This is a genomic window from Desulfovibrio sp. ZJ200, from assembly GCF_011039095.1.
Classification (GTDB): Bacteria; Desulfobacterota; Desulfovibrionia; order Desulfovibrionales; family Desulfovibrionaceae; genus Desulfovibrio.
Window position 1 is genome coordinate 25,693 of the sequence record NZ_JAAKEH010000012.1, and the last position, 24,691, is coordinate 50,383.

At 64.0% G+C, this 24,691-nt stretch carries 21 protein-coding genes and 1 pseudogene; 20 read left to right on the forward strand and 2 right to left on the reverse strand.

Going from position 1 to position 24,691, the window contains the following annotated elements; genetic code table 11:
• Positions 1–5: 5 nt before the first annotated feature.
• A complete protein-coding gene (locus tag G7Y52_RS05330; protein ID WP_165067305.1) occupies positions 6–209 on the forward strand; it encodes a hypothetical protein in 204 nt (67 codons plus the stop codon).
• A gap of 3 nt (positions 210–212) precedes the next feature.
• Positions 213–1,604: a class I SAM-dependent methyltransferase gene (locus G7Y52_RS05335; RefSeq protein ID WP_165067308.1), complete on the forward strand. Its 1,392-nt coding sequence runs from the start codon at positions 213–215 to the stop codon at positions 1,602–1,604.
• A 261-nt stretch (positions 1,605–1,865) separates the two neighbouring features.
• Here G7Y52_RS05335 and G7Y52_RS05340 read toward each other — a convergent pair.
• A pseudogene (locus tag G7Y52_RS05340) lies at positions 1,866–1,988 on the reverse strand (IS481 family transposase); the annotation flags it as partial.
• Positions 1,989–2,666: 678 nt separating this feature from the next.
• Positions 2,667–3,101, reverse strand: coding sequence for a helix-turn-helix domain-containing protein (locus G7Y52_RS05350; protein WP_165067314.1), 435 nt, complete (start codon positions 3,099–3,101; stop codon positions 2,667–2,669).
• 236 nt (positions 3,102–3,337) lie between these two features.
• Between G7Y52_RS05350 and tssA the strand changes: the two genes are divergently transcribed.
• The 18 genes from tssA (at position 3,338) to G7Y52_RS05440 (ending at position 24,683) form a co-directional block, all read left to right on the forward strand.
• A complete protein-coding gene (gene tssA, locus G7Y52_RS05355; protein WP_206215199.1) occupies positions 3,338–4,885 on the forward strand; it encodes a type VI secretion system protein TssA in 1,548 nt (515 codons plus the stop codon).
• 174 nt (positions 4,886–5,059) lie between these two features.
• Positions 5,060–5,548, forward strand: coding sequence for a type VI secretion system contractile sheath small subunit (tssB, locus tag G7Y52_RS05360; protein ID WP_165067337.1), 489 nt, complete (start codon positions 5,060–5,062; stop codon positions 5,546–5,548).
• A 9-nt stretch (positions 5,549–5,557) separates the two neighbouring features.
• On the forward strand, positions 5,558–7,027 hold the full coding sequence (tssC, locus tag G7Y52_RS05365) for a type VI secretion system contractile sheath large subunit (protein WP_165067340.1): 1,470 nt from the start codon (positions 5,558–5,560) through the stop codon (positions 7,025–7,027).
• Between the two features lie 31 nt (positions 7,028–7,058).
• Entirely contained in the window at positions 7,059–7,538 is a 480-nt protein-coding gene (locus G7Y52_RS05370; protein ID WP_165067344.1) for an Hcp family type VI secretion system effector, read from the forward strand.
• A 31-nt stretch (positions 7,539–7,569) separates the two neighbouring features.
• Positions 7,570–7,995: a type VI secretion system baseplate subunit TssE gene (tssE, locus tag G7Y52_RS05375; protein WP_165067347.1), complete on the forward strand. Its 426-nt coding sequence runs from the start codon at positions 7,570–7,572 to the stop codon at positions 7,993–7,995.
• Positions 7,992–9,725, forward strand: coding sequence for a type VI secretion system baseplate subunit TssF (gene tssF / locus G7Y52_RS05380; RefSeq protein ID WP_165067351.1), 1,734 nt, complete (start codon positions 7,992–7,994; stop codon positions 9,723–9,725). The genes tssE and tssF overlap by 4 nt, the downstream gene beginning before the upstream one ends.
• Complete coding sequence (gene tssG / locus G7Y52_RS05385; RefSeq protein ID WP_165067355.1) at positions 9,722–10,864, forward strand: type VI secretion system baseplate subunit TssG; 1,143 nt, start codon at positions 9,722–9,724, stop codon at positions 10,862–10,864. Before tssF ends, tssG begins: the two co-directional genes overlap by 4 nt.
• Before the next feature lie 125 nt (positions 10,865–10,989).
• A complete protein-coding gene (tssH, locus tag G7Y52_RS05390) occupies positions 10,990–13,656 on the forward strand; it encodes a type VI secretion system ATPase TssH (RefSeq protein ID WP_165067359.1) in 2,667 nt (888 codons plus the stop codon).
• Entirely contained in the window at positions 13,653–14,429 is a 777-nt protein-coding gene (locus tag G7Y52_RS05395; protein ID WP_165067363.1) for a hypothetical protein, read from the forward strand. Before tssH ends, G7Y52_RS05395 begins: the two co-directional genes overlap by 4 nt.
• A gap of 7 nt (positions 14,430–14,436) precedes the next feature.
• Entirely contained in the window at positions 14,437–15,060 is a 624-nt protein-coding gene (locus G7Y52_RS05400; protein ID WP_165067366.1) for a type VI secretion lipoprotein TssJ, read from the forward strand.
• Positions 15,060–16,448, forward strand: a complete 1,389-nt coding sequence (gene tssK / locus G7Y52_RS05405) for a type VI secretion system baseplate subunit TssK (RefSeq protein ID WP_165067369.1) — start codon at positions 15,060–15,062, stop codon at positions 16,446–16,448. Before G7Y52_RS05400 ends, tssK begins: the two co-directional genes overlap by 1 nt.
• Position 16,449: 1 nt before the next feature.
• The gene (locus G7Y52_RS05410) at positions 16,450–17,352 is read left to right on the forward strand and encodes a DotU family type IV/VI secretion system protein (protein WP_165067372.1); all 903 of its coding nucleotides are present in this window, start codon (positions 16,450–16,452) and stop codon (positions 17,350–17,352) included.
• On the forward strand, positions 17,349–20,900 hold the full coding sequence (locus tag G7Y52_RS05415) for a type VI secretion protein IcmF/TssM N-terminal domain-containing protein (protein ID WP_165067375.1): 3,552 nt from the start codon (positions 17,349–17,351) through the stop codon (positions 20,898–20,900). Before G7Y52_RS05410 ends, G7Y52_RS05415 begins: the two co-directional genes overlap by 4 nt.
• Complete coding sequence (locus G7Y52_RS05420) at positions 20,897–21,478, forward strand: hypothetical protein (protein ID WP_165067378.1); 582 nt, start codon at positions 20,897–20,899, stop codon at positions 21,476–21,478. The genes G7Y52_RS05415 and G7Y52_RS05420 overlap by 4 nt, the downstream gene beginning before the upstream one ends.
• Before the next feature lie 33 nt (positions 21,479–21,511).
• Positions 21,512–21,772: a hypothetical protein gene (locus G7Y52_RS05425; protein ID WP_165067381.1), complete on the forward strand. Its 261-nt coding sequence runs from the start codon at positions 21,512–21,514 to the stop codon at positions 21,770–21,772.
• The gene (gene tssI, locus G7Y52_RS05430; protein ID WP_165067384.1) at positions 21,769–23,325 is read left to right on the forward strand and encodes a type VI secretion system tip protein TssI/VgrG; all 1,557 of its coding nucleotides are present in this window, start codon (positions 21,769–21,771) and stop codon (positions 23,323–23,325) included. Before G7Y52_RS05425 ends, tssI begins: the two co-directional genes overlap by 4 nt.
• Complete coding sequence (locus G7Y52_RS05435; protein ID WP_165067387.1) at positions 23,325–23,987, forward strand: hypothetical protein; 663 nt, start codon at positions 23,325–23,327, stop codon at positions 23,985–23,987. Before tssI ends, G7Y52_RS05435 begins: the two co-directional genes overlap by 1 nt.
• Before the next feature lie 27 nt (positions 23,988–24,014).
• A complete protein-coding gene (locus G7Y52_RS05440) occupies positions 24,015–24,683 on the forward strand; it encodes a hypothetical protein (RefSeq protein WP_165067391.1) in 669 nt (222 codons plus the stop codon).
• The last annotated feature ends 8 nt before the right edge of the window (positions 24,684–24,691 follow it).

Consider the following 24,691-nt stretch of genomic DNA (forward strand, 5'->3'; position numbering starts at 1 on the left):
GGAGTATGGCCGGAAGCAAAAATTACCAGTTTATTATCTTGAGTTTACTTTTTGTTGCTATTCTGATTTTTTTTCCCGACACCGCCCACGCAGGCTATCTTGATCCTGGTTCCGGCAGCACACTGGTGCAGGGCATTATTGCCGCCATAGCCGCAATCAAGCGATTCTGGCGGAAGATCCTCGGTATGTTCACCGGTAAGAAGGGTTGAGCCATGCTGCGCAATGCCGCTTCGTTCCGCGATCCCTCCGGCCGGGTATACGAAACTGAGACATGTGTCTATCGTACCATTACCGCTGCATATGCCGAAGAGTGGGCGTACCTGAAAAGCTGCGGCCTGCTGGAATCCGCCCGAAAAATCGGCTTGGGATCATTTGAGGAAATTCCTCCGGAAGAGCTTCCCGAGGGCCTGCCATCCGATGCCGTCCATGTGCTGCGCAGCCCTCGGCTGCCGTTCATTTCCTGGCCGTATGAATGGTGTTTCAGCCAACTGAAGGCGGCGGCTCTGCGTACAGTGGATTTGCACCTGCTGGCCCTGGAGCATGGCTGCATCCTCAAGGACGCTTCAGCCTACAACGTGCAGTTTTTTGAGGGCAATCCCCTTTTCATAGATCTGCTTTCCTTTGAGCGCTGGTCTGAGGGCCAACCCTGGCAGGCCTATGGGCAGTTCTGCCGGCATTTTCTGGCTCCGCTCGCGCTCAAGTGCAAACGGGATTGCCGCTGCGGCCTTTTGAGCAGCCGATGGATCGATGGCATCCCTCTCGATCTGGCAAGTAGCCTGCTTCCCGCAAGCGCATGGCTTTCTCTGGGGCTTGCCATGCATATCCGCCTGCACGACTCCATGCAGCGCAAGCATGGGGACGGCAGACAGGCAGCCGCCAAAGTCAGGCAAATGCGGATGAGCCTGCAAAAGATGAAGGATGTCGCCCAATCCCTCAAGGATACCGTTCTCTCCTTGAAACTGTCCGCACAGCACACGGAGTGGGGAGATTATTACAACGACACCAACTACACATCAGCAGCGCGGGCTGCCAAGGAAGAAGCCGTCGCTCGCCTGGCTGCCGGACATCCGGGGCGTCTGGCTCTTGATCTGGGCGCCAATACCGGGGAATTCAGCCGCCTGCTTGCTCCGCATTTCGATCTGGTGCTGTCCACAGATTACGACCATACGGCAGTGGAAAAGCACTGGTTGTCGCCGCCCCTCACAAATGTCTTGCCGCTGGTGCTTGATCTGGCCAACCCCTCACCATCCATAGGGTGGGCCTGTCATGAGCGTCCTTCCATCATGGAACGCTGTAAGGCGGATATGGTCATGGCCTTGGCTCTGTGCCACCACCTGCGCTTCACCTTTGGCATTCCTTTCACCCAGATGGCGGAATGCTTCCGTTCTTTGCTCCAAAAAGGCGGCTATCTCATGGTGGAATATGTTCCAAGGCAAGACAGCCAGGTGCAGCGCCTGCTGGCCGGTCGCGACGATGTGTTTGATGATTACGAGGAAAGCAAATTCCTGGCTGTTTTTCAGAATTGCGGCTTGCAGCAGGTGGAGAGTGTGCCCATCGCGGAAAGCGTTCGTACGCTCCATCTGTTTACCTGCAACACATTGTGATTATATGTCATTTACAGTTCAGAGCTGAACAGCTTCATAGGAAATGCACGCCGTTTTTCATCCCTCCCAAATGGCAAAACGCCATAGATGAGCTGCGGATACAGCATGTTTCGGCCTAAGCTCACCTATACAGGCTAAATGGTTTCAATGGGTTACAGATTGACCCCATTGAATCCAGAAAATAGAGCATTTTCACTTTGAAAATGCTCTATGTGGGCGTCGGCTTAGCCCCTTCAAACCATCAATGCCTTGTGCCTGCTACCCTTTCCACCATTTACGCAAAATCGGACGGGAGATTCCACAGCGCCGACAAACAAAACCGGCGTCTCCTGACTCTTCGTAAAGTTTCACCCATTGAAGGCGTTGTCGGACTTCTTTTTCCATCAAGGAACGTATTGATAAATTGAAATGATGTCGATGAATCATATAAATTATAAAAGTTGCGCTGGAGGTGCGAAAAAAGTTCTGGAAGCATCCGCACGGACCGGAAGCTATAGCTCTGCGAACTTTGAGCGGGTACTCAAGGCTCATGCCCTGGTCAACGGGAATTTCTATACCCGGGAGGGCATCAGTACGGCCGTGGAGGGGATTGGGCAAAGGCTGGATGATGCCTCCGGATAACACTTGCCAAGCCGGAAGTGACGACTTATAGAAAAAGGGAACTCCGGTTCCTGCGCTAACAGAAACCGGAGCTGGCGCGGCGCGTTACAGCGCCCCGCACGGCTGCCACCTAGAGGTTTTACTAACGACCCCGGCCCATCGCGAGTGGGCCGGGGTCAGCCGTTACATGGCGTCAGACGCCAGCAACAGCACCACAGCCAGTACGATAAGCAGAGCCACGATCATCCGTTGTCCGTAAGAACCCGTTTCACCTTGATGCCATAACGCTTATACCACGCCACAGCGAACCAAAGGAATTCCACAGCAGATTCCGCAGTCTCATCCGCATGGATTGCTGTATATGCCATCCGTGATGCGTCATCCTCGCAGACATGGAGGTATTCCCAGCCCGGCTTCCGCCGTTTTACCTGTCGAGTCCCGGCTTTCCGATGGCCGATCCCATCAATCTTGCCAAGGCGCTTTATGTCCAACATGGAGCATATCCCCCGGACTGTCCCACTCATAGCGGTGGACTGCCGTTTTGGGCTCCAGGGAGGCAAGCCGGGAAAGGCCCAATTTGCGTAATGCGCGGAACACAGTACTGCGGCACAGGCCGAGAAGAAGCGCAATCTCGTCTCCGGTCTTGCGTCCCTTCCGCAGTTCATGGATCCGGGCCATATCCGCCTTTGTCAGGCTGCATCGGCAGCGTTTTGGGCGTGAACTGGCGCCGGCAAGCGACTCGACACCACCCACTGCATAACGATGCTTCCATTTTCTGACGGTGCGCGTACTCAGGCCATAATCAGCGGCCACAGCGGCAACAGATTTTGCCCCCAGCCGTCGCACCATTTCTTCTCGACCTCTTGCCGCAAGTTTGGCATTCTTATGGCTGTTCACCCTTCTTCCCTTCCCGTTTGCTGTTGTTTTGTCACTTCCAGCTTACCGGATTGAAGGAGGGTGAACAACCTATTGAAACATTACATCTAGACGCGTCAGCCCCGGGCCATGTGGGCAGAAGCGTTGACATTGCCGCAGAAGCAGGACTACTGTAACATATCAATATCAGGAATCCTGCCGCAGGGTGGGTATTGACTTTTTCCCATGAGGATCATGCCGTGGGAGAGCTGCGAAGTTTGGGGCGCACACCTATCAGCGAAGGGTATCCCGCAGGAAGCGACCCGCGAGAAAATCCCCATTATGAGGCTCTTCAGGCGGAAATGGCCAAGCTCAGCTCCCTTCAGGGAGCCGGAGCCGTGCGCTGGGAAGAGGTGGCTCACAATGCCGCCGCGGTTCTCTCCACGCAGGCCAAAGACATTTCCGCCTCGGTCTGGCTGTGCGCGGCCTTGGCCGAGCTCAAAGGCATTGCGGGGCTGGCCGACGGCACCCGCATCCTGGCCGATGTGGTCACGCTCTGGTGGGGCTCCTGCTTTCCTCCTCTCAAACGTCTGCGCGCCCGCAGCAATATGCTGCAATGGTGGCGGGACAGGACCAAAGACTTCATAAGCAGAGAGAGCGCAAGCGAGCCTGAGGCGAGCCGGGATCTGCTGGACGCCCTGAGCGAGCTGGACGCGGCGCTGGCTGAAAAGTTGCCGGACATGCCGCCCTTGCGCGATCTGCTGGATGCCGTCCGCAGCCTGCCCGGCTGCCAAAAATCCGTTACGCCGCCCGAGATGCGGCCTGACGATCTCCCCGGTGACGCCCATCCGGCGTCTTCCTCCGCAGCCCTTGCGGCCACAACCGCGGCCCCTCTGTCTTCCGCACCGCTTCCATCTGATCCGCACGAAGCCCGCCAGTGCTTTCTCGCCGCGGCGGACGCTTTTTGCGTTTTCAGTTTCGCGCAAGGCTGCGCGCAGGATGCGGCTGCCTGGCGCGCGCTCTATCTCGCCTTGTGGGGCGGTCTGCACAGCGCGCCGCCGTCTGAAAACGGCCTGACCCGCATTGCCCCGCCCTCAAGCGAGGCCCTGCAAAGCTGTACGGCCCTTATTGCCGCCGGCAAGGCGGAAGAAGCGGCCCTCGCGGTCGTGCGCTTTCTGCCGCAAAGTCCCTTTTGCCTGGATGCGCAGCGCATCCTGGATGTGGCCCTCACCGAATGCGGCGCGCCTTGGGTTACGGCGCGCGCTCTCCTGCGGCAAGAGGTCAGAGCCTTTCTGAACCGCCTGCCCGGCGTGGAAGAGCTGCGCTTCAATGACGGCACGCCCTTTGCCGATCCGGCCACCGCCTTGTGGCTGGGCAGCATCCTTGCCGAGGGCGAATCCGCTGCGGCCGTGGATGCGCCGCCGCAGGAAAGCCCCATCCAGGAAGCCCTGCGCGAAGCCGAAAGATTGGCCGCTCAGGCCCAGACAGCGCAAGCTCTCGAACTGCTGCACGCGGCCCGCCGCTCCACGGGAGCGGCCGGGGCTGAATGTGCCGAAACCTTTCCGCTTTTGCTTAAGGAAGCGGAGATTCTCATGCGGCGGCAGCACTGGGCCGCAGCCACGGCCGTGGCCCAGTGCATTGAAGAAACAATCGCGCGCCATAATTTGCCCGTCTGGGACGCGCAAAGCGCCCTGGACGGCCTGGCCGTTGCGCACGCGGCCTGGTCCGGTCTGGGCGGGGAAGAGGCGCAACGCCGCGCCAGATCGCTGCTGGTGAAGATCGCCCGCCTGCGTCCCGCCCAGGCGCTGGCCCTGACCGGCGGCTGAGCGGCGCGCGAGCCGGAGCAGATTGCCTTTGCAGCGCCATACGTTTCAAAGCGATCATCCCGGCAAAAAACGCGGTTTTTGCCGGAATCCGCGCCGCGTCGCGGCGCACCGCAAAATGTGCGGCCCTAGAGCCTTGCAACGGTGAAAGACTCTGACCCGACAGAGGAGGAAACAATGCCCAAAGAAGGTTCCGTGGCGCCTAAGGAGCGCGTCAACATTGTGTACAGGCCCGCCACGGGCGACGCCCAGGAAGATGTGGAGCTGCCCCTCAAGCTCATGGTGCTCGGCGACTTCACGCAGCGCGAAGACGATCGCGCCGTGGAAGACCGCGACCCGGTTTCCGTGGACAAAATGAACTTCAACGACGTGATGCGGGGGCAGGATCTTTCACTTTCCCTCACTGTGCCCGACAAACTGGCGAACGAGCCCGAGGCGCGGCTGGGAGTACGCCTGAAGTTCGAAAACATCAATGATTTCTCGCCCGACGCCATTGTGCGCCAGGTGCCGGAACTGGCCAGGCTGCTGGAGCTGCGCGAATCGCTCAAGGCGCTTAAGGGGCCGCTGGCCAATGTGCCGGAATTTCGTCGCAAAGTGCAGGAAATGGTGACGGATGAAAACATCAGGGCCGCCCTGCTCAAGGAACTCAACCTCGAAGACCGCTAAGGAAGCGCCATGAGTCAGACGGATACGACAGCAGCGCAGGCGCAGACGGCCACGGCCAGTCTGCTTGACGAAATTGTGGAGGCCACCAAGCTCAAACCGGGCGATGAGGGTTTCGACGCCACGCGCACGGGCCTCCAGGCCTTTCTGAAGCAACTGGTGGGGCAGAACACAGAAACCAAAGTTTCCCCGGCGCTGGTGGATAAGATGCTGGCCGATGTGGACGCGCGTCTTTCCGCTCAGGTCAACGCCATCATGCATCATGAGGAATTTCAGAGCCTGGAGAGCGCCTGGCGCGGCCTGAAGTTTCTGGTGGACCGGACCGACTTCCGGCAGAACATCAAGATCGAATTCCTCAGCGTTTCCAAGGAAGATCTGCTCACCGACTTTGAGGATTCGCCCGAAATCATGCGCTCGGGCCTGTATAAACACGTCTACACCGCCGAATACGGCCAATTCGGCGGCCAGCCCGTAGGCGTCATGGTGGGCAATTACGAATTCGGCCCCGGCGCCCAGGACATGCAGTTGCTGCAATATATGTCCGGCGTGGCGGCCATGTCGCACGCCCCCTTTGTGGCGGCGGCCGGCAAGAGCTTCTTCGGCATCGATTCCTGGGAGGAACTGCCCAATCTCAAAGATCTGAAGTCGATTTTTGAAATGCCGCAATACACCAAATGGCGCGCTTTCCGTGATACGGAAGATGCCCGCTATGTGGGCCTGACCCTGCCCAGGTTCCTGCTGCGCGTGCCCTACGGGGCTGAAACCGTGCCCGCCAAAAGCTTCGTCTTCAGCGAGGAGGCGGAAAAAACCGACGACTTCTGCTGGGGCAACACGGCCTTCGCCTTTGCGGGCCGGCTTACCGACAGCTTCGCCAAGTACCGCTGGTGCGCCAATATCATCGGCCCGCAGGGAGGCGGCGCGGTGGAAAACCTCCCGGTGTACAACTTCGAGTCCCTGGGGCAGATCCAGACCAAAATCCCCACCCAGGTGCTCATTTCCGAACGTCGCGAATACGAGCTGGCCGAAGAAGGCTTTATTGCCCTGACCATGCGCAAGGGGGCCGACAACGCGGCCTTCTTCTCGGCCAATTCCTGCCAGCGTCCCAAGATCTTCGCCAATACGCCCGAGGGCAAGGAGGCCGAACTCAACTTCAAGCTCTCCACCCAGTTGCCGTACATGATGATTATGAACCGCCTGGCGCACTACATTAAGGTCATCCAGCGCGAGAACATCGGCACCTGGAAGGAGCGCGCAGACCTTGAGCGCGAACTGAACACCTGGATCAGCCAGTATGTGACCGAAATGGACGATCCCGACCCGGTCACCCGCAGCAAACGCCCGCTGCGCATGGCCCGGATTGAGGTCAGGGACGTGACCGGGGAGCCGGGCTGGTATACCGTGAGCTTGCTGGCCAGGCCTCACTTCAAGTACATGGGTGCGAGCTTCACCCTTTCTCTGGTGGGCAAGCTGGATAAGAACTGACCTCTAACCCCCGCGCGAAGGAGAAGACAACATGGCACTGACCGCGTACATGAAGGTGGAAGGCAAGACCCAGGGCGAAATCAAGGGCGATTGCCCCCAGGGCGGAGACAAGAAAGACAAAATCACGGTTTACGCCCTGGAGCATCTGGTGGAGATCCCCAAAGACACGCATACCGGCCTGCCCACGGGCCAGCGCATCCACCATCCTCTGAGCATTACCAAGCATCTGGATCAGGCCAGCCCCAAACTCTACAAGGCCTGCTGCACCGGCGAACAATGTACGGTCACTATCGATCATTACCGTATTGCGCCCACCGGCCTGGAAGAAAAATACTACACCATCAAAATGGAAGACGCCATTGTGGTCTCCATGAACAAATACACTCCGCTGACCTTCCTGCCGGACAACAAGCCGTATCATGACATGGAAACGGTTTCCTTCACCTATTCCAAGATCACCTGGACGTACAACGACGGCAACATCGAATATGTGGACGACTGGAAAAAATAAGCGCCGCGCCCAGCGACCATGAGGAAAGGGCATGGACGGATCAAGGCTGCTTGAGCGCATCATGGCCGCGGAGCGGGGCAGGCGGCTTTCTCCGGAAGCCGACGGGCCGGAGACGCTGCTGGCGTCCGTGGGCGTCTATCTGAGCCGCCTGCTCAACACCCGGCAGGGCAGCACTCCGGCCGCCCCGGAACTGGGCCTGCCGGACATCACCCATTTTGTGCAGGCCGCCGGGGGCGAGCGCATGCGCGACCTGGAAGAGATGATGGCCGCCGTGATCAGCCGCTATGAGCCGCGTTTGCGCGACGTGGAGGTGCGCCACTCCCCCGAGGCCGGGGCCCCGTTCACACTGGCTTTCACGCTTTCCGGCAAGGTGCGGCGCAACGACACCCTCCTGCCTGTGGTTTTTGAAACCCTGCTCAGGCCCGACGGGCGCATTGAAGTCAAAGGCTACGCATGATTTCAGGCTATTACCGACAGGAACTGGATCGCCTGCGCGAACTGGGCGCGGCCTTTTCCAGGGCGCATCCGGCGCTGGCCCCCATGCTTTCCGCCGAGGCCACCGACCCGGACGTGGAGCGCCTGCTCGAAGGCACGGCCTTTCTCTCCGCGCTGATCCGCGAAAAGCTGGAAGACGAGCTGCCCGAGGTCATCCATGCCCTGTTGGGCATGGTGGCCCCGCACTATCTGCGCCCCCTGCCCTCGGCCACGCTCATTGCCTTCACGCCCCGCAAGGCCCTGCGGGAATGCCTGACCATCCCGCGCGGCACGGAGCTGAAATCCGTGGAAGTGGAGGGCGCGCACTGCGTCTTCACCACCTGCGCCGATGTCCGGCTGGCCCCCCTGAGCCTTGCGGGCGTAAGCTTTGCCCGCACCGGGCCGCGCAAGGGCGAACTCGGCCTGCGTTTCAGCGCCAACGGCCTGCCCCTTGAAGCCGTGGCCCTGCCGGAGCTGCGCCTCTCCTTCATCGGCAGCTATGCGGACGCGGCGCGGCGGATCATGCTCTGCCTCACCCGCGTCCGGGAAGTGCGCCTCATTCCCGAAGGCGGCCGCGGCACGCCCCTGCGCCTGCCGCCTTCGGCGTTGCGGCTCACGGGCTTCGGGGCCGACGAGGCGCTCATCCCCTATCCGCCGGAATCCTTCGCGGGCTTCCGGCATATCCAGGAATATTTTCTTCTGCCCGAGCGCTTCTGTACCCTGGCCCTGAGCGGCTTCGACGCCTGGGCCCGGCGCACAAGCGCCGCGGCCTTCCGGCTGGAGCTGGATCTGGACGATCTGCCGGATGAGGTTCCGCCATTCCGCGACGAGCATGTGCGCCTTTTCGTCACGCCTGCGGTCAATATCTTTCCCATGTCCGGCGAACCCATCACCCTTGATCACCGCCGGGAAAGCTATGCCGTGCGCCCCGCCGGGCACAGGGCCGGAGAGTATGAAGTCTATGCCGTGGACAAAGTCACCGGCTTTGCGCAGGGCTCGCTGCGGGAGCGGGAATACGCGCCCTTCATGGCCGCCAATCCCGGCGCAGGAACAGGAGGCGTGTATGCCCTGTCCTCGCGCCTTTCCGTCAGCGGTGAGAGCGTGGATGTGGAGCTTTCCGTGGGGCATGCCGGGGAGGGCGCTCCGACCGCCGAGGTGCTTTCCCTGGAACTGCGCTGCACCAACGGTTCCCTGCCGGAAAAGCTGCATGCCGGCGACGTGACCCAACCCACGGCCTCCTCGCCGCAACTGGCGGAATTCACCAATCTGCGCGCGCCCACAGCCACGGTGCGGCCGCCTCTGGGCGGCGATACCCTCTGGCGTCTGCTCTCGCATCTTTTTCTCAATTATCTTTCCGTGGCCCGGGCCGACAACCTGCGCGCGCTGCTCAAGCTCTACATCTTCAACAAAACCACGGATCGCGCGGCTCTGCTGGCCAACATCAACCGCGTGGACGGCATTGCGGATCTGCGCGTGGTCCCGGCGGAACGCTTTGTGCGGGATCGGCTCATGCGCGGGCAGAACATTTCCCTGACCCTGACGCCGGAAAATTTCGCCAGCGACGGGGACATGTATCTCTTCTGCTGCGTGCTGGACGTTTTTTTGAGCAATTATGCGGCCGTCAATACCTATACGCAGCTCACCGCCGCAGACAGCTACGGCCGCTGCGAATTCGCCTGGCCCGCCCGCCTCGGGGAAAGGACGCTGCTGTGAACGCCCGGCCGTGCTCCCCCGCCGAACGGACCGGCGCGACGCCAGGCGGCGTCCTGGAACGTCTCTTCGCCGATCCCTCCTCCTTCAGCTTTGTGCAGGCCGTGCGCGTGCTGCACGCCGCTTACGGCGCGGGAGAAAGCGTCATGGATTTTCTGCGCGCCCGCGTGCGTGTGCGTCCGCACCTCTCCCTGGCCTTTCCCCCGCGCGACGTGGTGAGCCTGGAAAGGATTCCCCCAGGCGGAACACCCGCGCCGGACGGCGCGGCCGGGCAAAGCCCGGGGGATACCTTCCGGATCACGGTCAGCGTCATGGGCCTGTACGGCGCGGCCTCGCCGCTGCCCACCTTCTACACCGAGGATCTGCTGGCCGAAGCCCGCGAAGATGGCTCGGCCGGGCGCGATTTTCTGGATGTGCTCAATGCGGGCCTGTTCGGCCTGTTCCTCTGGGGGGGCTGGTTCCGTTACCACCCTCTCCGCGCTCTGGAAGAGCAGAGGGATACGGCGCTGCTTGAGCGGATGTTCTCTCTCGCGGGCCTGGGCGATCCCGAGCTGCGGCAAAGCGTGGCGCAGCCGCGCGGCCTCCTGCCCCTGGCGGGTATTCTGAGCCAGTTTCCGCGTTCGGCCGCCGGGCTGGGCGCTTTTCTGTCCAGCCGGCTCAAGGTGCGCGTGCGCATCCGCCAGTGCGTGTGGCGCCAGGCGGCTCTGCCCGAGGAGCAGCGCTGTCGCCTTGACGGCGGCAAGGCGCTGGGACAGGACGCCATCCTGGGCAGCCGGGTGGACGACGCCAACGGCAAGATCGGCATTCTGCTGGAAGGGCTGACGCGAGAAGATCTTCCGCGCTTTGCGCACGACGGCGAAGGCTGTGCGCAACTGCGCGCTTTCATGGATTTCTACTGCACCGAGCCCCTGGACGCCGACATCCATCTGGAGATGGCGCCCGGGCTCTGCCGCGGAGCGCGCCTCGGCGCAGGACCGGACACATCCCCGGCCTGGCGGCGGCTGGGCTGCGACACATGGCTGGGCGATCCGGAAAAAGGCCGTGCGCCCCGGCTGGACGGCCAGGGGCCGCACGTCTATGCCCAGGGCTTCGGCAAGGCCCTGATTCCGGGCTGCCGCTGGCGGAAAAACGCCGGGAATTAGGGCGTTTTGCTCATGAAATGAGCTAGAGCATTTTCTCTTTGAAAATGCTCTGCTGACGCGAAAGCGGCAGCCGCCGGAGCAGCTTCACGAGGAAATTGTTCTCACCAGCGATCCAAGGAGGCGCCATGATCGGCGTGGATATGAAGGGCCTCATCGACAAATGCAACGGATTCTGCACGCAGGCGCTGCACGCCGCCGCAGGCATGACCGTCAGCCGCGAGCACTATGAAGTGACCTTCGAGCATTTTCTGCTGGCCTGCCTGGAAGAGCCCGCCTCCGACGCCTCGCTGCTCCTGGCCGGCGCAGGCGCGGACATGGCGGCCCTCAAGGCGGAAATCAAGCGCGCGCTGGCCTCCTTCCGCGCCGGGAATACCGGACGGCCCGTATTTTCACCCACGCTTCAGGACGCGCTGGAAGCAGGCTGGCTGGTCTCGTCCGTGGATCTCAGGCGCGCGCAACTGTGCTCCGGCGGGGTGCTGCTGGCTTTTCTGCGCCGCCCCAACTTCTACGCCCAGGGCGACTACACCCGCCTGCTGCGGGAGGTGAGCGCCGATGAGCTGCTGCGCTCCTTCGCCCGTTTGACCGGCGCCTCCTGCGAGACGGGCGCGCCTGCCGACGCCGCGGCTGCGGGCCGGGAGGGCGCGGATGCCCAGGGCCAGAGCGGCGCCGAAAGCTTCATCGCCCGTTTCTGCGAGGACATCACGGCCAAGGCCCAGGCGGGCAAACTGGATCCGGTCTTCGGACGCGACCGGGAAATCCGTCAGATGGTGGACATTCTGGCCCGCCGCCGCAAAAACAATCCCATTCTGGTGGGCGAGCCGGGCGTGGGCAAAACCGCGGTCATGGAGGGTCTGGCCCTGCGCATCAGTCAGGGCGACGTGCCCGAAACCCTGCGCGGCGTGACGCTGCTGAGCCTGGACATGGGTCTGCTGGAGGCCGGGGCCTCGGTCAAGGGCGAATTTGAGCGCCGCCTCAAGGGCGTGCTGGACGAAATCAAGGCCGCCACAGCCTCGATCATCCTGTTCATCGACGAGGCCCATCTGCTGGTGGGCGGCGGCAACGGGGCCGGCGGTTCGGACGCGGCCAATCTCATGAAGCCCGCCCTGGCCCGCGGCGAAATCCGCACCTGCGCGGCCACCACCTGGAAAGAATACAAGAAATATTTTGAAAAAGACGCCGCCCTGGCCCGCCGCTTCCAGATCGTCAAACTGGACGAGCCCTCGGCAACGACCACGGCCCTTATTCTGCGCGGCCTGAAAGCCAATTATGAAAAAGCGCACAATGTGCTGGTGCGGGACGAGGCCCTGCAGGCAGCGGCCGACTTTGCCGACCGCTACATCAGCGGGCGTTTTCTGCCGGACAAGGCTGTGGACCTGCTGGATACGGCCTGCGCGCGGGTCAGGGTGTCCCTGGCGGCCAAACCCGCCGCGCTGGAAGACGCGCAACACCGCGCCCAGTCCGCCCAGCGGGAGCTGACGGCTCTGGAGCGGGATGCAGCCGAAGGCGTGCGGACGGACCCGGCGCGCCTCAAGGCCCTGCGGGCGGAGATCGCGGCGGCCGCTGCCGAGGCCGCCGCGCTGGAAAGCGTCTGGCGCGAAGAACTGGAGCTGGCCCGCGCCGTGCTGGACGCCCGGGACCGCCTGCGCGCCGCCCGCGACACCCCAGACCGCGACGCGGCCCTGGCCGCAGTGCTGGACGCGCGCGAGGCTCTGGCCGCCCATCAGGGCGACGCGCCGCTGCTGGCCGTGGAAGTGACCCCCGACGTGGTGGCGCAGGTGGTATCCGACTGGACGGGCATCCCCGTGGGCAAGGTGGCGCGGGAGCAGGCCGCGCAGATTGCCGGGCTGCCGGCCACGCTCAACGCCCGGATCAGAGGGCAGGACGCGGCCCTGGCCGCCGTGGTCGAAGGCATCCAGGCCGGCAAGGCCGGCCTGCGCGCGCCCGAGCAGCCCCTGGGGGTTTTTCTGCTGGCCGGCCCTTCCGGCGTGGGCAAGACGGAAACAGGTCTGGCTCTGGCCGACGCGCTCTTCGGCGACGAAACGTCGGTGATCACCGTGAACATGAGCGAATTCCAGGAAAAGCACTCCGTCTCACGCCTGATCGGCTCGCCTCCGGGCTATGTGGGCTACGGCGAAGGAGGCATGCTCACCGAGGCCGTGCGCCGCCGCCCCTATGCCGTGGTGCTGCTGGACGAGGCGGAGAAAGCCCACCCGGACGTCATGCAGCTCTTTTACCAGGTTTTCGACAAGGGCGTGCTCACCGACGGCGAGGGCACGGAAGTGAGCTTCCGTAACACGGTCATCCTGCTGACCTCCAATCTGGGTTCCGAAGTCATCCAGGCCATGTGCGAAAGCGGGGAGGCGCCCGCGCCCGAGGCCTTCGCGGCGGCCCTGCGGCCCCTGCTCTCCCGGCATTTTCAGCCTGCCCTGCTGGCCCGGATGCGCATCGTGCCCTATGTGAGCCTTGGCGCGGAAGCCCTGCGCAACATTGCGGCCCTTAAGCTCGGCGCCCTTGCCGCACGGCTCAGAGCCAACAACGGCATGGCCTGCCGCTGGACAGAGGCCGTGCCGGAATATCTGGCCCTGCGCTGCACGGAAACGGAAACCGGCGCGCGCAACATCGATCATGTGCTGGCCGGTTCCGTGCTGCCGCGCCTGGCCCGCAATATCCTGGAACACATGGCCGGCGGCAAACAGCCGCGCGGCGTTGTTCTGGACGTGCTTGACAACGAACTGGACATGACTTTCGAGGCCGGCCCGGCCCCGGACGCCGGGGGGGAGGACAGGGCATGAAAAAAAGCGTTCTGCTGACCCTGCTGGAAGCCAACGACCCACTCGCCCGCGCCCTGGGCCAGGAAATCTCCCGCATGGGCGCTGACTGCCAGGCTCATTTCTGGGAAGATGCTCCCGAAAAACAGGCTTTTGCGCCGGTCATCGCCGAACTGTGCAAACCCGCCTGCGGGGTCTGGGTCATTGCCGGAAACGCCTCGTCGTTCGCGCGTACAAGCATCCGCATCGGCCTTGCGCTTACGGCTCTGGCGGCCCGCCACGCCCATGCCCGGGAAGGGCGTAATCTGCCCGTTGTCCTGAGCCTGTCCGGGCAAGGCGAGATCCGCCCGCCCACGCCCCTGGCCGACGCGGAACCGGTGGACAGGGGGCTGGGGGCCAAAGTGACGGCGCGCCTCTACGCGCCGGGCAGCGTACAGGCCTTCCCCTATCGCTGTACGGTCCATGCCCTGCCGGGACTGGGGCTCTGGCTGGAAACAGGGCCGGCTGACGAGCCCTGGCAGGGCGCGCTCACGGGCGTGCGCGGCGTAAACGCGCGGCCCGACGCCCACGGCGTGGGCCAGGCCGGGATGATCCCCAGCCGGTGCACCTTGCGACACCCCGTACAGGGCCTGCGCCTGACTCTCAACGGCGCGGAATACACGGCCTGGGGCGTGCAGAACGATCTCAGCCCGGCCCAGAGCTATTTCACGCGCCTGGCCGGTCTCCCTGAAGCCCTGGTCTTCGGCCCGTATCCGTCGGACGACGAGGCGGAACTCTACACGCTCAATCTGTGCTGAGGCAGCCATGACACGCACACGCATTCCGGTCGCGCCGCATGGGTTCCGCCTTCCGGCGATCCTGCTGTTCTGCCTGCTGGCCGCAACGGGCGGCTGCTCCGACAAGTCGCCCGTGATTCCGGCCAATTCCACGCTCACGCCCGGCGCCAGCCCGGACAGTATGCTCTGGAATTTCGCGGCCAAGGCCCTGGTGCTGCATCTCAAGGCCGCCCCGGACATGAACTTTGACAACGGCCAGGCCCATACCCTCAAATTGTGCATGTACCAGCTCGAAAAGCTGGATGCCTTCAACAACCTGGCCCAGAGCCCGGACGGTCTGGCCAGGCTCATGGAATGCACGCGCTTCGATCCCGCGGTCAGGGACATGAACAGCCAGATCATCACGCCCGGCCAGGTGGAAAGCCAGACATTCGACCGCGCCGAAGGCGCGAAGCATGTGGCCGTTGTGGCCGGATACAGCCGCCTGGAGCCGGGCCTTGTCTCGCGGGTCTGGTCCGTGCCCGCGGCGCAATACGTGGATGGCTCCCTCTTCTGGAAAACCACGTACTATTACCCCGGCCCGCTGGAAATGATCATTTTGCTGGGCCCGTCCTCGCTGCAACGCTATACCGAGCCCGTGGGGGAAAAATAATGATCAAAGGTCCGGTTTTCTGGCATCAGGGGCTGTTTTTGCAGCCGCAACATTTTCAGGTGGCCGACGCCAGGCTGGAGGAACTTCTGGGCTCGCTGGCCTCAATGGCCCGCCCCTGGTTCTGGGGCGTGCGCGAACTGAGCCTGGATCTGGGCGCTCTGGCCGCGGGCACAGTGGCCCTGACCTCCTGCCGGGTGCTTTTTCCGGGCATGGGCATTCTGCTGGAATGCCCGGGCAACGCCGTGTGCGCAGGCCGCGTGCCGCCGGAAGAGCTGGCGGGCATGGGCGAAAGCGTGGACGTGCTGCTGGGCCTGCGCCTCCTGAAGCCGGGGCAGGCCAATGTGAGCGTCTGCGACGGCGCGGACGAACTGAGCAAAGCCTCCACCCGGCTCGCGGCGCTCACGGGCCAGCCCCCGGTTGACGACCTCTATCAGGAGGGCCCGGCGGCCCACACGCGCCGTCTGACCTATGTGCTGCAACTGGTTTTCGGGCCGGAAGCCGAAAAACGCAGCGACATGCTGCTCATGCCCGTGGCGCGTCTGACACGCGCGGCCGAGGCCTGGCGCGTGGATCAGGACTATGCCCCGCCCTGCTTCTGCCTGGAAGACTCGCCGCTGCTGACCGCCATCGTTCGCGAAGTGCGCGACCGCGTGCTGGGCAAGGCCCGCGAACTGGATTCGTACAAAAACCTCGCGCGGCGCGGCAACATGGGGGATATGACCTCCCTGTTCCTGATCCTGCGTTCCCTTTCGCGTTTTGCGGCCCGGCTGGATGCGGTCAGCGCCCTGCCGCGCGTGGCCCCGTGGGACGCGTACATCCTGCTGCGCGAACTGGTGGCCGAACTTTCGGTGTTTTCCTCAGGCATCAACCCTCTGGGAGAGGACGCCCAGGGCGCAAGCCTTGTCCCGCCTTACGAGCATACCGATCCCGCCCCGGCCTTCCGCTGCCTGCGCGATCTTCTCATCCGCCTGCTGGACAGCCTTTCCACAGGGCCGCGCTACATGGTCCGCTTCGAGCCGAAACCGCCCGTTTTCGAGGCGCGCCTTGCCGCGCATATTTTCGAGGAGCCGGCGGGGCGGAACGAATACTGGGTGACGCTGCACTCCGCAACCGCAGGGCTGGACGCGCACGGCGACGCCGTGCGGCGGGCCAAATTTTCCTCGGCCGGCGAAATGCCCACCCTGCTTTCCCGCGCTCTGCCCGGCCTGCCTTTCAGCGTGGAGGAACATCCGCCCCTGGGCCTGGCCCGCAAAAAAAATACGCTCTATCTGCGCCTGCATACGGATTCCCCCCTCTGGCTGCCCGTGACCGAACAGGGCGGCCTGGCTTTGTGCTGGGAAGAAGCGCCGGCCGATCTGGAAGCTTACTTCGTGGTGCTGGAGAACTAGAATGGGCCTTTTTCGCAACTATCTGCCCCTGCTGGCTTTTGCGGCGCTGTTCCGCGACCGGCCCGACCTCGCCGACACGCCCTATGAAATTGTGCGCGGCGATGTGCAGCGCCTGCTGGCCGAAGCAGAGGCGGCGTCCGCGGGCGAAAGCGAAGAAGCCCGGAATGAGGCGCTCTTCGCGGCCTGCGCCTTTGTGGACGAAGCCCTGCTGACCACGTCCTGGCAGGGCCGCGCGGCCTGGGCGCGGCAAACCCTGCAACGGCTTTATTGCGGCACGGTGAACGCGGGCACGGAGTTTTACGAGCATTGCCGCGCGCTCCTGACCCGGCACGAGAGCGCGCCGCTGCGTATGCCCGAATCCGCCCCGCGGGCGCAGCCGCCACAGAACGGCGAGGCGCAGGCAACGCAGCATGAAAGCTTTTCCGCCTACCTGCAGCGCCAGTCCGCGCAGGGACGCCGGAAGGCCCGGGAAAAGACGCCGCCCGGCAACGTGCCTTGCGAACCCCGCCAGGCCGTGGCTGCCGCAAGCACGGCTGAGGCCGCGGCTTCGGCCCGCGACGGGAGCGTCACAGATGATTTGCTGCGCCTGTACGGGGCCTGCCTGTGCATGGGCTTCAGCGGACAGTATTACGACCAAAGCGAGCGGGACAAGCTGTACGCCCTGGCCGCGCAAAGCCTGGAGCGGGCCGTGGGGGGCCGCGCCACGCTCGGGCAGCGCGTGATCACGCCCGAAGCCTATTACATGCCCAAGGCCTCCAGGCCGCGCAAAAAAGATTTCTGGCGGCGCGTCCTGCTCTTTGGCGCGTTCCCCGCCGCCCTGACCCTTCTGGTCTATCTGATTTACGCGCACATGCTTTCGGCTTTTGTCGTCCAATGGCTGTCCGCGCTGGGGAGCCGGCCATGAACAAATTGCTCGGCATCGTCCTGCGCGTGCTCCTTCTGCTGCTGATCCTCAACCTGCTGGCCCTGGGCGGCTACATGCTGCATGCGCGCCTGGGCTGGAGCCTGCTGGAGGTGGGAGCTCTCTATCTGGGCGCGCTGGCCGCGGTCATCGCCGTTCTGGCGGGCCGCCGCCTGTACTGCCGGCGCCGGGAGGAGCGCTTCATCCGCAAGATGGTGGAGCACGACCGCCCCAGCCTCACGGACGACGACGAGGATCGCCGTATTGCGGAACTGCGCCAACGCTGGACGCGCGGCGTGGCCATGCTGCGCGCTTCCACGGCGCGGCTGGGCGGAGACCCTCTGTACAGCCTGCCCTGGTTCATGATCTTCGGAGAATCGGGCTCGGGCAAGTCCACCGCCATTTCGCACGCGCGCCTCTCGGCCTCGGCCAGCGAAGCGGGCCCGCTGGCGCACGTGGCCAACACCCGCAACTGCGACTGGTGGTTCTTTGACGAGGCCGTCATCCTGGACACGGCCGGGCGCTACGCCGTGCCCATCCGCGAAGAGGCCGACCGCCGGGAATGGGAGGAATTTCTCTCCCTGCTGGCCGCCCACCGCCGCCGCGAACCGCTCAACGGCCTTATCCTCACACTTTCGGCCGAACGCCTGCAAAACGAAAGCCCCGACGCCCTGGGCGACTATGGGCGGGCCCTGCGCAAGCGCATGGACAGCATGGTACGCGCTCTGGGGGCGCGTTTTCCGGTCTATGTGCTGATAACCAAGATGGACAAGGTGTTGGGCCTGGACGCCCTGGCCGGCCTCATGGACGAAGCCGAGCTGCGGCAGGCCCTGGGCCTGCTCGACCGCAGCGCCGGAGACGGAGCCGAGGAATTTCTGGAACGCGCCCTGAGCCATGTGCGCCGCCGCCTGAGCGATCTCAGCCTGCTTTTCATTGCCCACGCCCGCGCGGGCAATGCCGAGGCCGTGCTGCTGCCCGAGGAACTGGAGCGCCTCTACCCCGGCATCCGGGCCTTTGTGCGCGGGGCGTTCGCGCCCAGCGTCTACGCGGAAGCGCCCCGCCTGCGCGGGCTCTTCTTTTCCAGCGGCAGGCAGGAGGGCCAGGTGCGCTCCAATCTGCTGGCAGAACTGAACACTTTCAAAGATGTTGGCCGGGCCCTGCCCGGCACGGACAACGCCTTATTTCTCCACGACTTTTTCACGGCGATCCTGCCCAGAGAGCGGGGGCTCGGCCGGATCGTGGACACCTGGCTCAACCGCCTGGGATTCAGGCGCAATCTGCCCTGCGCGGTCTGGCTGCTTTTTCTGCTGACCCTCTGCGCCTATTTCAGCGCCAGTTATGTTTCCAACATGCGCGCGCTCAAGGACATCAGCCTGCAATTGCCCCAAGCTCCGGTGCTGAGCGCCGACATAGCCAAACGCGTGGCCCTGCTCAGCGACGTGGCGAAAAAAATCGAACATTTTGAAAGCCGGGTGGAGAGCCACACCTGGATGCTGCCCGGCAAAAGCCAGAACAGGCTGGCCCTGAGCGCCCTCAAACATTCCTATGCGGACTGGGTACGGCCCGGTCTGCTGACTCTGGACGAGGCCGTGGTCAGCGCGACGCTGGCCCAACTGCCGCCGCAGCGCCGCCGCAGCGCCCTGGTGGCCCTCTGCGACTACCAGGCCTGGGCGCACAGCGTGCTCACGGCGGTGAAAAACGGCGCCACGCCCCCGGCAGCCAAGGACAGCGTGGACAGTTTCGCCGAGACCCTGGGCTCTCTGCTGCCCGCGGGCAGCGCATACCTGAGCAACGTCTTTTCGGCCTATGCCCGCTGGGAAACGCCCGGCTCGCGCGACATTCAGATCGACCAGCAGTCGCTGCGCCTGGCCTCCTACCTCGATCTGCTGGGCACAGACCTGAACTGGCTCACCGAATGGCTCAACGCCCGCCCCAGCATAGCGCCGGTCAGGCTGAACGCCTTCTGGCCCCGCGCCAGGGCCGATCCTCACGTGCCCCCGGCCTACACGCCGCAAGGCTTCAAGCGCCTGGAAAACATGCTGCAAGCGCTGGAAAACGCGGCTCTGGACAAAGCCTCCTTCGCCGCGTCGGCCGCCGACTACAAGCGCCGCTACGCCAATGCCTACCGCGCGGCCTGGTGGCGCATGGCCGCCGCCTTTGGCGCCTGCCTCGAAGACAACACGCAGCCGGAACAATGGCGCGTCCTGGCCGGGCAGATGGCCCAGGCGGACAATCCCTTCTTCCGCTTCATCCGGGCTATGGCCGATGCCTTCGAGCCGGTGGCCGCCCTGGGCGACGTGGCCGCGCGGGACACGCTGCCGGCCGAGTTCACGGCGGTGCTCGACGACTATGCAGCGCAGGGCACGCCACAGACCCTGGGCGAGAAGATCACGGAAACCAGGGAAAACCTGCAAACCGCCGTGGACAGCGGCAAAGCCCGGGAGACGGACCGCCGCGCCGACAGCGTCAAACTGTACGCCGCCTATGTCAAGGCCCTGACCGAGCTGCGCACAAGCACCCGCACGGACAGCAACGCGCTGGCCCTGGCTGCGGCGGGCTACACGGGCGGCAGCGCCGCGGCGGGCACGCCGGTCAGCGCGGGCCTTACCGCCCTGGCCGAGCTCAAGGCGCGCATGGATGAGGGCTACAGCCACCACAGCCTGTTCTGGTCTCTGGTGGAAGGGCCGCTGGCCTTTCAGACGATCCTGGCGATCTACCGTTCGGCCTGCGAGCTCAACAGCCTGTGGGACGCGACGGTGCTGGCCAATACCGCCCAACTGCCGCCCGAAGCCCTTTGGGATCAGCTTTTCGGGGATCAGAGCACCCTGCGGGCCTTTGTCACCGGCCCGGCCAAGCCCTTTCTGCGCGCCCGGCCCGACGGCTGGAGCCCGGCGCGCTGGCTGGGCGTCAGCTATCCCGTGAGCCCGGAGCTGCTGCGCTTTCTGGACCTGGGCATCAACGAGAACAGCAAGGTCAAGGAGAAGTATGCGGTGCATATTACGGCCAGGCCGGTCAACGTCAACGACATGGCCCAGAAGCCGCACCGCGTGAGCCTGCGCCTGGAATGCGGCGACGCCACCCAGACCCTGGACAACTACAATTACCCGGTGAGCAGGGAATTCGTCTGGCAACCCGCAACCTGCGGCGCGGTGAGCCTGGAAGTGGCCTTTGAGGGGGTGAACGTGACCCGGAAATGGGAGGGCGAATGGGCTTTTCAGCAATTCCTGCGGGAAGCCGCGGGCGGCGATCTGCTGCTGCGGCCCGGGGATTTTCCCGCCCAGAAGCAGGCGCTTGAGGCCCTGGACGTGGAGGAAATCCATGTCCGATACGGCTTCAGGGGCGCGGACGAAGTGCTCGCCGCGCAACGCTACACGCCCGTGGGCCTGCCGCGCTCGGCGGCCGTCTGCCGCGCCGGGGCTTCCGCCGCGCTGGGGGAGGACGCCGGCCTCACCGGCGTACGGCTGCCCTCGCTGGCCGGCGCGCCCGCTCTCCGCGGCCCCGGCACGGTTCCGGCTCCGGCTTCCGCCGGGCCACAAGGAGGGCGCCCGTGAACGGTTTCGACTACCGCGGCCCCTACGGCCTGCTGGCCCTGTGGTTCCTGCTGGTGACGGCCATGCTCGCGGCCAGCGGCTACGGCGAGTGGCGCTTTCTCTTCCTCAGCGCGTCCCCTGCCCTGCCGCGCCAGGCGGCCCCCACGCCCACCGCCGGGCAGCAGAACGTGCGCGACCTCCTCACTGCGACGCAGAATCCGCCGCCGGTTCTGCCGGCCTCGCACGCGCCCGCGGTCAGTGTGCCGCCCGCCGCCAAACCCGAGGTTTCCGATCCGCAGTTCGAGATGGACAAAACGTCCTTCAGCGCGGCCTTTCGTCTGAGCGTGCCGGGCGTTTTGCGCCGCACGGCCTTTCAGCAGTCGCCGGCGGCCTGGATGGCGGATCTGGACGGGGCCTGGCAACGCCGGGGCCGGGAAGAATACCGCTTTGAGCATCCCCTTATCCGCAAGGTGCGCATTATACCCCGCAAGGACTATCTGCGCTTCATCTTTTATTATGCGGACAAAAGGCACAAACGTGGCCCGCAGCCCGAGGCGGATCTGCGGCCGGACAGGCTGAGCGTGACCTTCAGGCGCTGAGCCGGCGGCATAAACCCCAAAAAAGGAAAAAAGATGCACCGCCAGATATATCATGACATTGTGGGCCACATTTCCCTTGCCAACGGCATGGTGCGCTTCGACTTCTACGATGAGGTTCCCGAAGCCCCGCAGGACGCGGCCAAAGAAGGGCCGCCGCAGTATGAAATGTCGCGCCGCCTGGTCATGCCGCTGGCCTCCGTGCTCCAGACCTGGCAGATGCTGGACGGCGTGGTGGCAAAACTGCGTGAAGCCGGTCTGGTCCGGCCCGCCGCGCCGGAGGAGGACAAAGCGTGAGCCGCCTGCACCAGGCCGTCTTTACCTTTGTCAGCGACGCCCTGGCTGCGGACGCTTTTGACGTGCTGCGCTTTTCCGGCACCGAAGGCATTTCGAGCCTGTACGAGTTCGACGTGCTGCTCCTCTCTGCCGAACAGAATATCGATCCCGCCGCCGTGCTTCAGGGCGCGGCCTCCTTCGGCATCAAAGCGCCTTTCGCGCCCGAAGGCGACCTGGAATACAAGGGCATCCTGAGCGGATTCGAGCAGTTGCAGCGCCTGGGCCAACGTTATCTGTACCGCGCCCGGCTGCGGCACAAGCTCTGGTGGCTTTCCCTTATCCGGCAGAACCGCGTTTTTCTGGACCTCTCGCCCGTGGAGGCCGTCAACCAGATTCTGGCCGAGGCGGGCCTGAGCCAGGGCGCGGACTTTGCCTGGCAATGCCGTGAAAAGTACGCCAAACGCGAATTCATCTGCCAATATGACGAAACGGATCTGGCCTTCATCAGCCGCTGGCTGGAACGCCTGGGCATCTGCTACTGGTTTGCGCACGGTCCTGCCGGGGCCTGCTGCAACTTCACGGACGCCTCCCTGGCTCATACCCCTCTGCCCGGCCATGAAAGCTGCCGTTTTGCCGAGCCCACGGGGCTTGCGCCGGACAATCCCGGGCAGGTCATCGCGGACTTTGTCTGCCATTGCCGCCCTCTGCCCAGGGAGGTGCGCTACAAAAGCTACAATCCCCAAAAGCCGGATCTGGACCTGACCTGCACGGCCCCGGTGCGCAACGACGGGCGCGGCGTCTTTTACCGCTACGGCGACAATTACGCCGACCCGGACGAAGGCGCGGCCCTGGCCCGCAGCGAAGCCCAGGCCCTGCTCTGCCAGGCCGAGATCTATGCCGGAATTTCCCACAATCCGGCCCTGCGACCCGGCTACACCTTCAGCCTGCAGCGGCACTTCCGTTCCGCCTGGAACCGCGCCTACCTGACCACGGCCGTGCGCCATGAGGGCAGCCAGGCCCGCCTGCTGGTCAGGGCTTACGGCCTTCAGGGCCTGGACGACGCGGACAGGCTGCACTACCGCAACAGTTTCGAGTGCATCCCGGCCTCCGCGCAATTCCGCCCCGCGCGCGTGACGCCCTGGCCGCGCGTGGCCGGCTGCGTGCCGGCCAGGGTGGACGGCCAGGGCTCGGGCCGCTATGCCGAACTGGACGCAGCGGGCCGCTACAAGGTCATTCTGCCCTTTGACGCTTCGGGGCGAGGCAGCGGCAAGGCCTCCTGCTGGCTGCGCATGATGCAGCCCTTTGCCGGCGAGGGCATGGGCTTTCACGCGCCCCTGCACAAGGGCACGGAAGTCATGGTCGGCTTTGTGGACGGCGACCCGGACAGGCCCGTGATTATGGGCGCAGTGCCCAATCCCGTGACGCCCAGCCCGGTGACGGACGCCAATGCCACACAGATCGCCCTGCACAGCGCCACGGGCCAGAAAATCCGGCTGGAGGACGCCCAGGGGCAGGAGCATATCCTGCTCTCCTCGGCTGACGGGGGCACCTACATCAAAATAGGGAAGATCTGATGGACGACGACGCGCAAAACCTGATTTCCGGCGACGGCTTTGAATTGTGCGCCACGGAGGCCTTCAAAATCTCCGCGCAGTTTTACAATACCCTGATTGGGGGCGAAAGCGGCAGCGTGACCATAGGCTTCAAGGCCGACTCGGTTAACGGCCTGCGCTGGCTGGCGGATATGGGGGCCATGTGCGAGGGCACGGCCTTTGCCGCGGATCTGATCAAGGATTTCATGCATGTGGAAAATTGCGGACGCCTGGTTGTCCTGAACGGCGCGGAGATCGACATCATCGGCGTAGAGATGGAACGCATTGATACTCTTTTAACTGAGATAGAAAACAGCATAAACACTGCGGCCAACTCTTTGCGCACTGTGGCCCGGAAAGCCAGCGTCGCTGCGACGCGCCAGAGCCTTCAAAGTTCGCAGGGCAGGGTGGGCGGCTCCGTCCGCGAGGTGACCGCCCTGCGGGATGAACTCGCCAGCCTGCACAACACTGCCGGCGCCGCGCGGGAGGAAATCAACGGAACAGGCACAACCAACGCATGCACGGTTTCCGAGGTGGCAGGCCAAAGCAGCCAGGCCGCGACCGTCCGCCGGAGAACTTGCGCAAACACCGTGCAAACAGCCGTCACCTGCAACGAAACCGCAGGCAGCCACATCCAGGAATGAACACAGGCAAGGCCGGGGAGAAAAGGAATGAGCAACACCGACCCGCAAGACATTCCCACTGCCACGGGCATGGAATTCTGCACCACCGGCTGGTTCAACGCCACGGTCAAGGCCTGGAACACAGTTGCCTTCCTCGTGGTGAACAAAGACATCGTGGGCGCTCAGTACAGCACCTCCTTTCTTGCCTGCAATGTGCTGTCCACAACCGGGGCAAGCGTCACCTGCCGTCTGTCAGCCCATGCCGTACTGGAAAACGTGAAGAAGAAGTGCGTCTGGCAGAGCGCCAGGATCACCACCACCAACAAATCCGTGGAGAGAAGCAGGAGAAAATTACGCACCGCGGCGGAATCTTGCGAAGCTATAGGGCAGGAGATGGAAAACATCCGGGAGTGGATCGAGCTTTGCGCCGCGGAGCAAAAGATCGTCGATGCCGCCACGCAGATGGACACGCGCTTCACAGAGGTATGCGCCACCGCCGCTCAAACTGTAACGCGGGAGCAGAGCATGCTGGCGAATCTCAACCGGGCGCAAGGGACGGTCAACCAAAACTTCGGGCAGATGATCCGCGCCCAGGGCAAAAGCGAGGAATGTCTCGGCACTCTGAACGAAGTGGTGGAGACTGCCAGCAGCATCATGGCTGAGGGGCATGAAAGCGGAGAAATAATGACCACTCTCGCTGAGATAGTCATCAAGTGAGGAAACAC

Excerpts from the sequence above, each read along its gene's own strand:
- G7Y52_RS05330 (WP_165067305.1), top strand. The coding sequence starts at position 6 with ATGGCCGGAAGCAAAAATTACCAGTTTATTATCTTGAGTTTACTTTTT.
- G7Y52_RS05335 (WP_165067308.1), top strand. The coding sequence starts at position 213 with ATGCTGCGCAATGCCGCTTCGTTCCGCGATCCCTCCGGCCGGGTATAC.
- tssB (WP_165067337.1), top strand. The coding sequence starts at position 5,060 with ATGCCCAAAGAAGGTTCCGTGGCGCCTAAGGAGCGCGTCAACATTGTG.
- tssC (WP_165067340.1), top strand. The coding sequence starts at position 5,558 with ATGAGTCAGACGGATACGACAGCAGCGCAGGCGCAGACGGCCACGGCC.
- G7Y52_RS05370 (WP_165067344.1), top strand. The coding sequence starts at position 7,059 with ATGGCACTGACCGCGTACATGAAGGTGGAAGGCAAGACCCAGGGCGAA.
- tssE (WP_165067347.1), top strand. The coding sequence starts at position 7,570 with ATGGACGGATCAAGGCTGCTTGAGCGCATCATGGCCGCGGAGCGGGGC.
- tssF (WP_165067351.1), top strand. The coding sequence starts at position 7,992 with ATGATTTCAGGCTATTACCGACAGGAACTGGATCGCCTGCGCGAACTG.
- tssH (WP_165067359.1), top strand. The coding sequence starts at position 10,990 with ATGATCGGCGTGGATATGAAGGGCCTCATCGACAAATGCAACGGATTC.
- G7Y52_RS05395 (WP_165067363.1), top strand. The coding sequence starts at position 13,653 with ATGAAAAAAAGCGTTCTGCTGACCCTGCTGGAAGCCAACGACCCACTC.
- G7Y52_RS05400 (WP_165067366.1), top strand. The coding sequence starts at position 14,437 with ATGACACGCACACGCATTCCGGTCGCGCCGCATGGGTTCCGCCTTCCG.
- tssK (WP_165067369.1), top strand. The coding sequence starts at position 15,060 with ATGATCAAAGGTCCGGTTTTCTGGCATCAGGGGCTGTTTTTGCAGCCG.
- G7Y52_RS05410 (WP_165067372.1), top strand. The coding sequence starts at position 16,450 with ATGGGCCTTTTTCGCAACTATCTGCCCCTGCTGGCTTTTGCGGCGCTG.
- G7Y52_RS05415 (WP_165067375.1), top strand. The coding sequence starts at position 17,349 with ATGAACAAATTGCTCGGCATCGTCCTGCGCGTGCTCCTTCTGCTGCTG.
- G7Y52_RS05425 (WP_165067381.1), top strand. The coding sequence starts at position 21,512 with ATGCACCGCCAGATATATCATGACATTGTGGGCCACATTTCCCTTGCC.
- G7Y52_RS05435 (WP_165067387.1), top strand. The coding sequence starts at position 23,325 with ATGGACGACGACGCGCAAAACCTGATTTCCGGCGACGGCTTTGAATTG.
- G7Y52_RS05440 (WP_165067391.1), top strand. The coding sequence starts at position 24,015 with ATGAGCAACACCGACCCGCAAGACATTCCCACTGCCACGGGCATGGAA.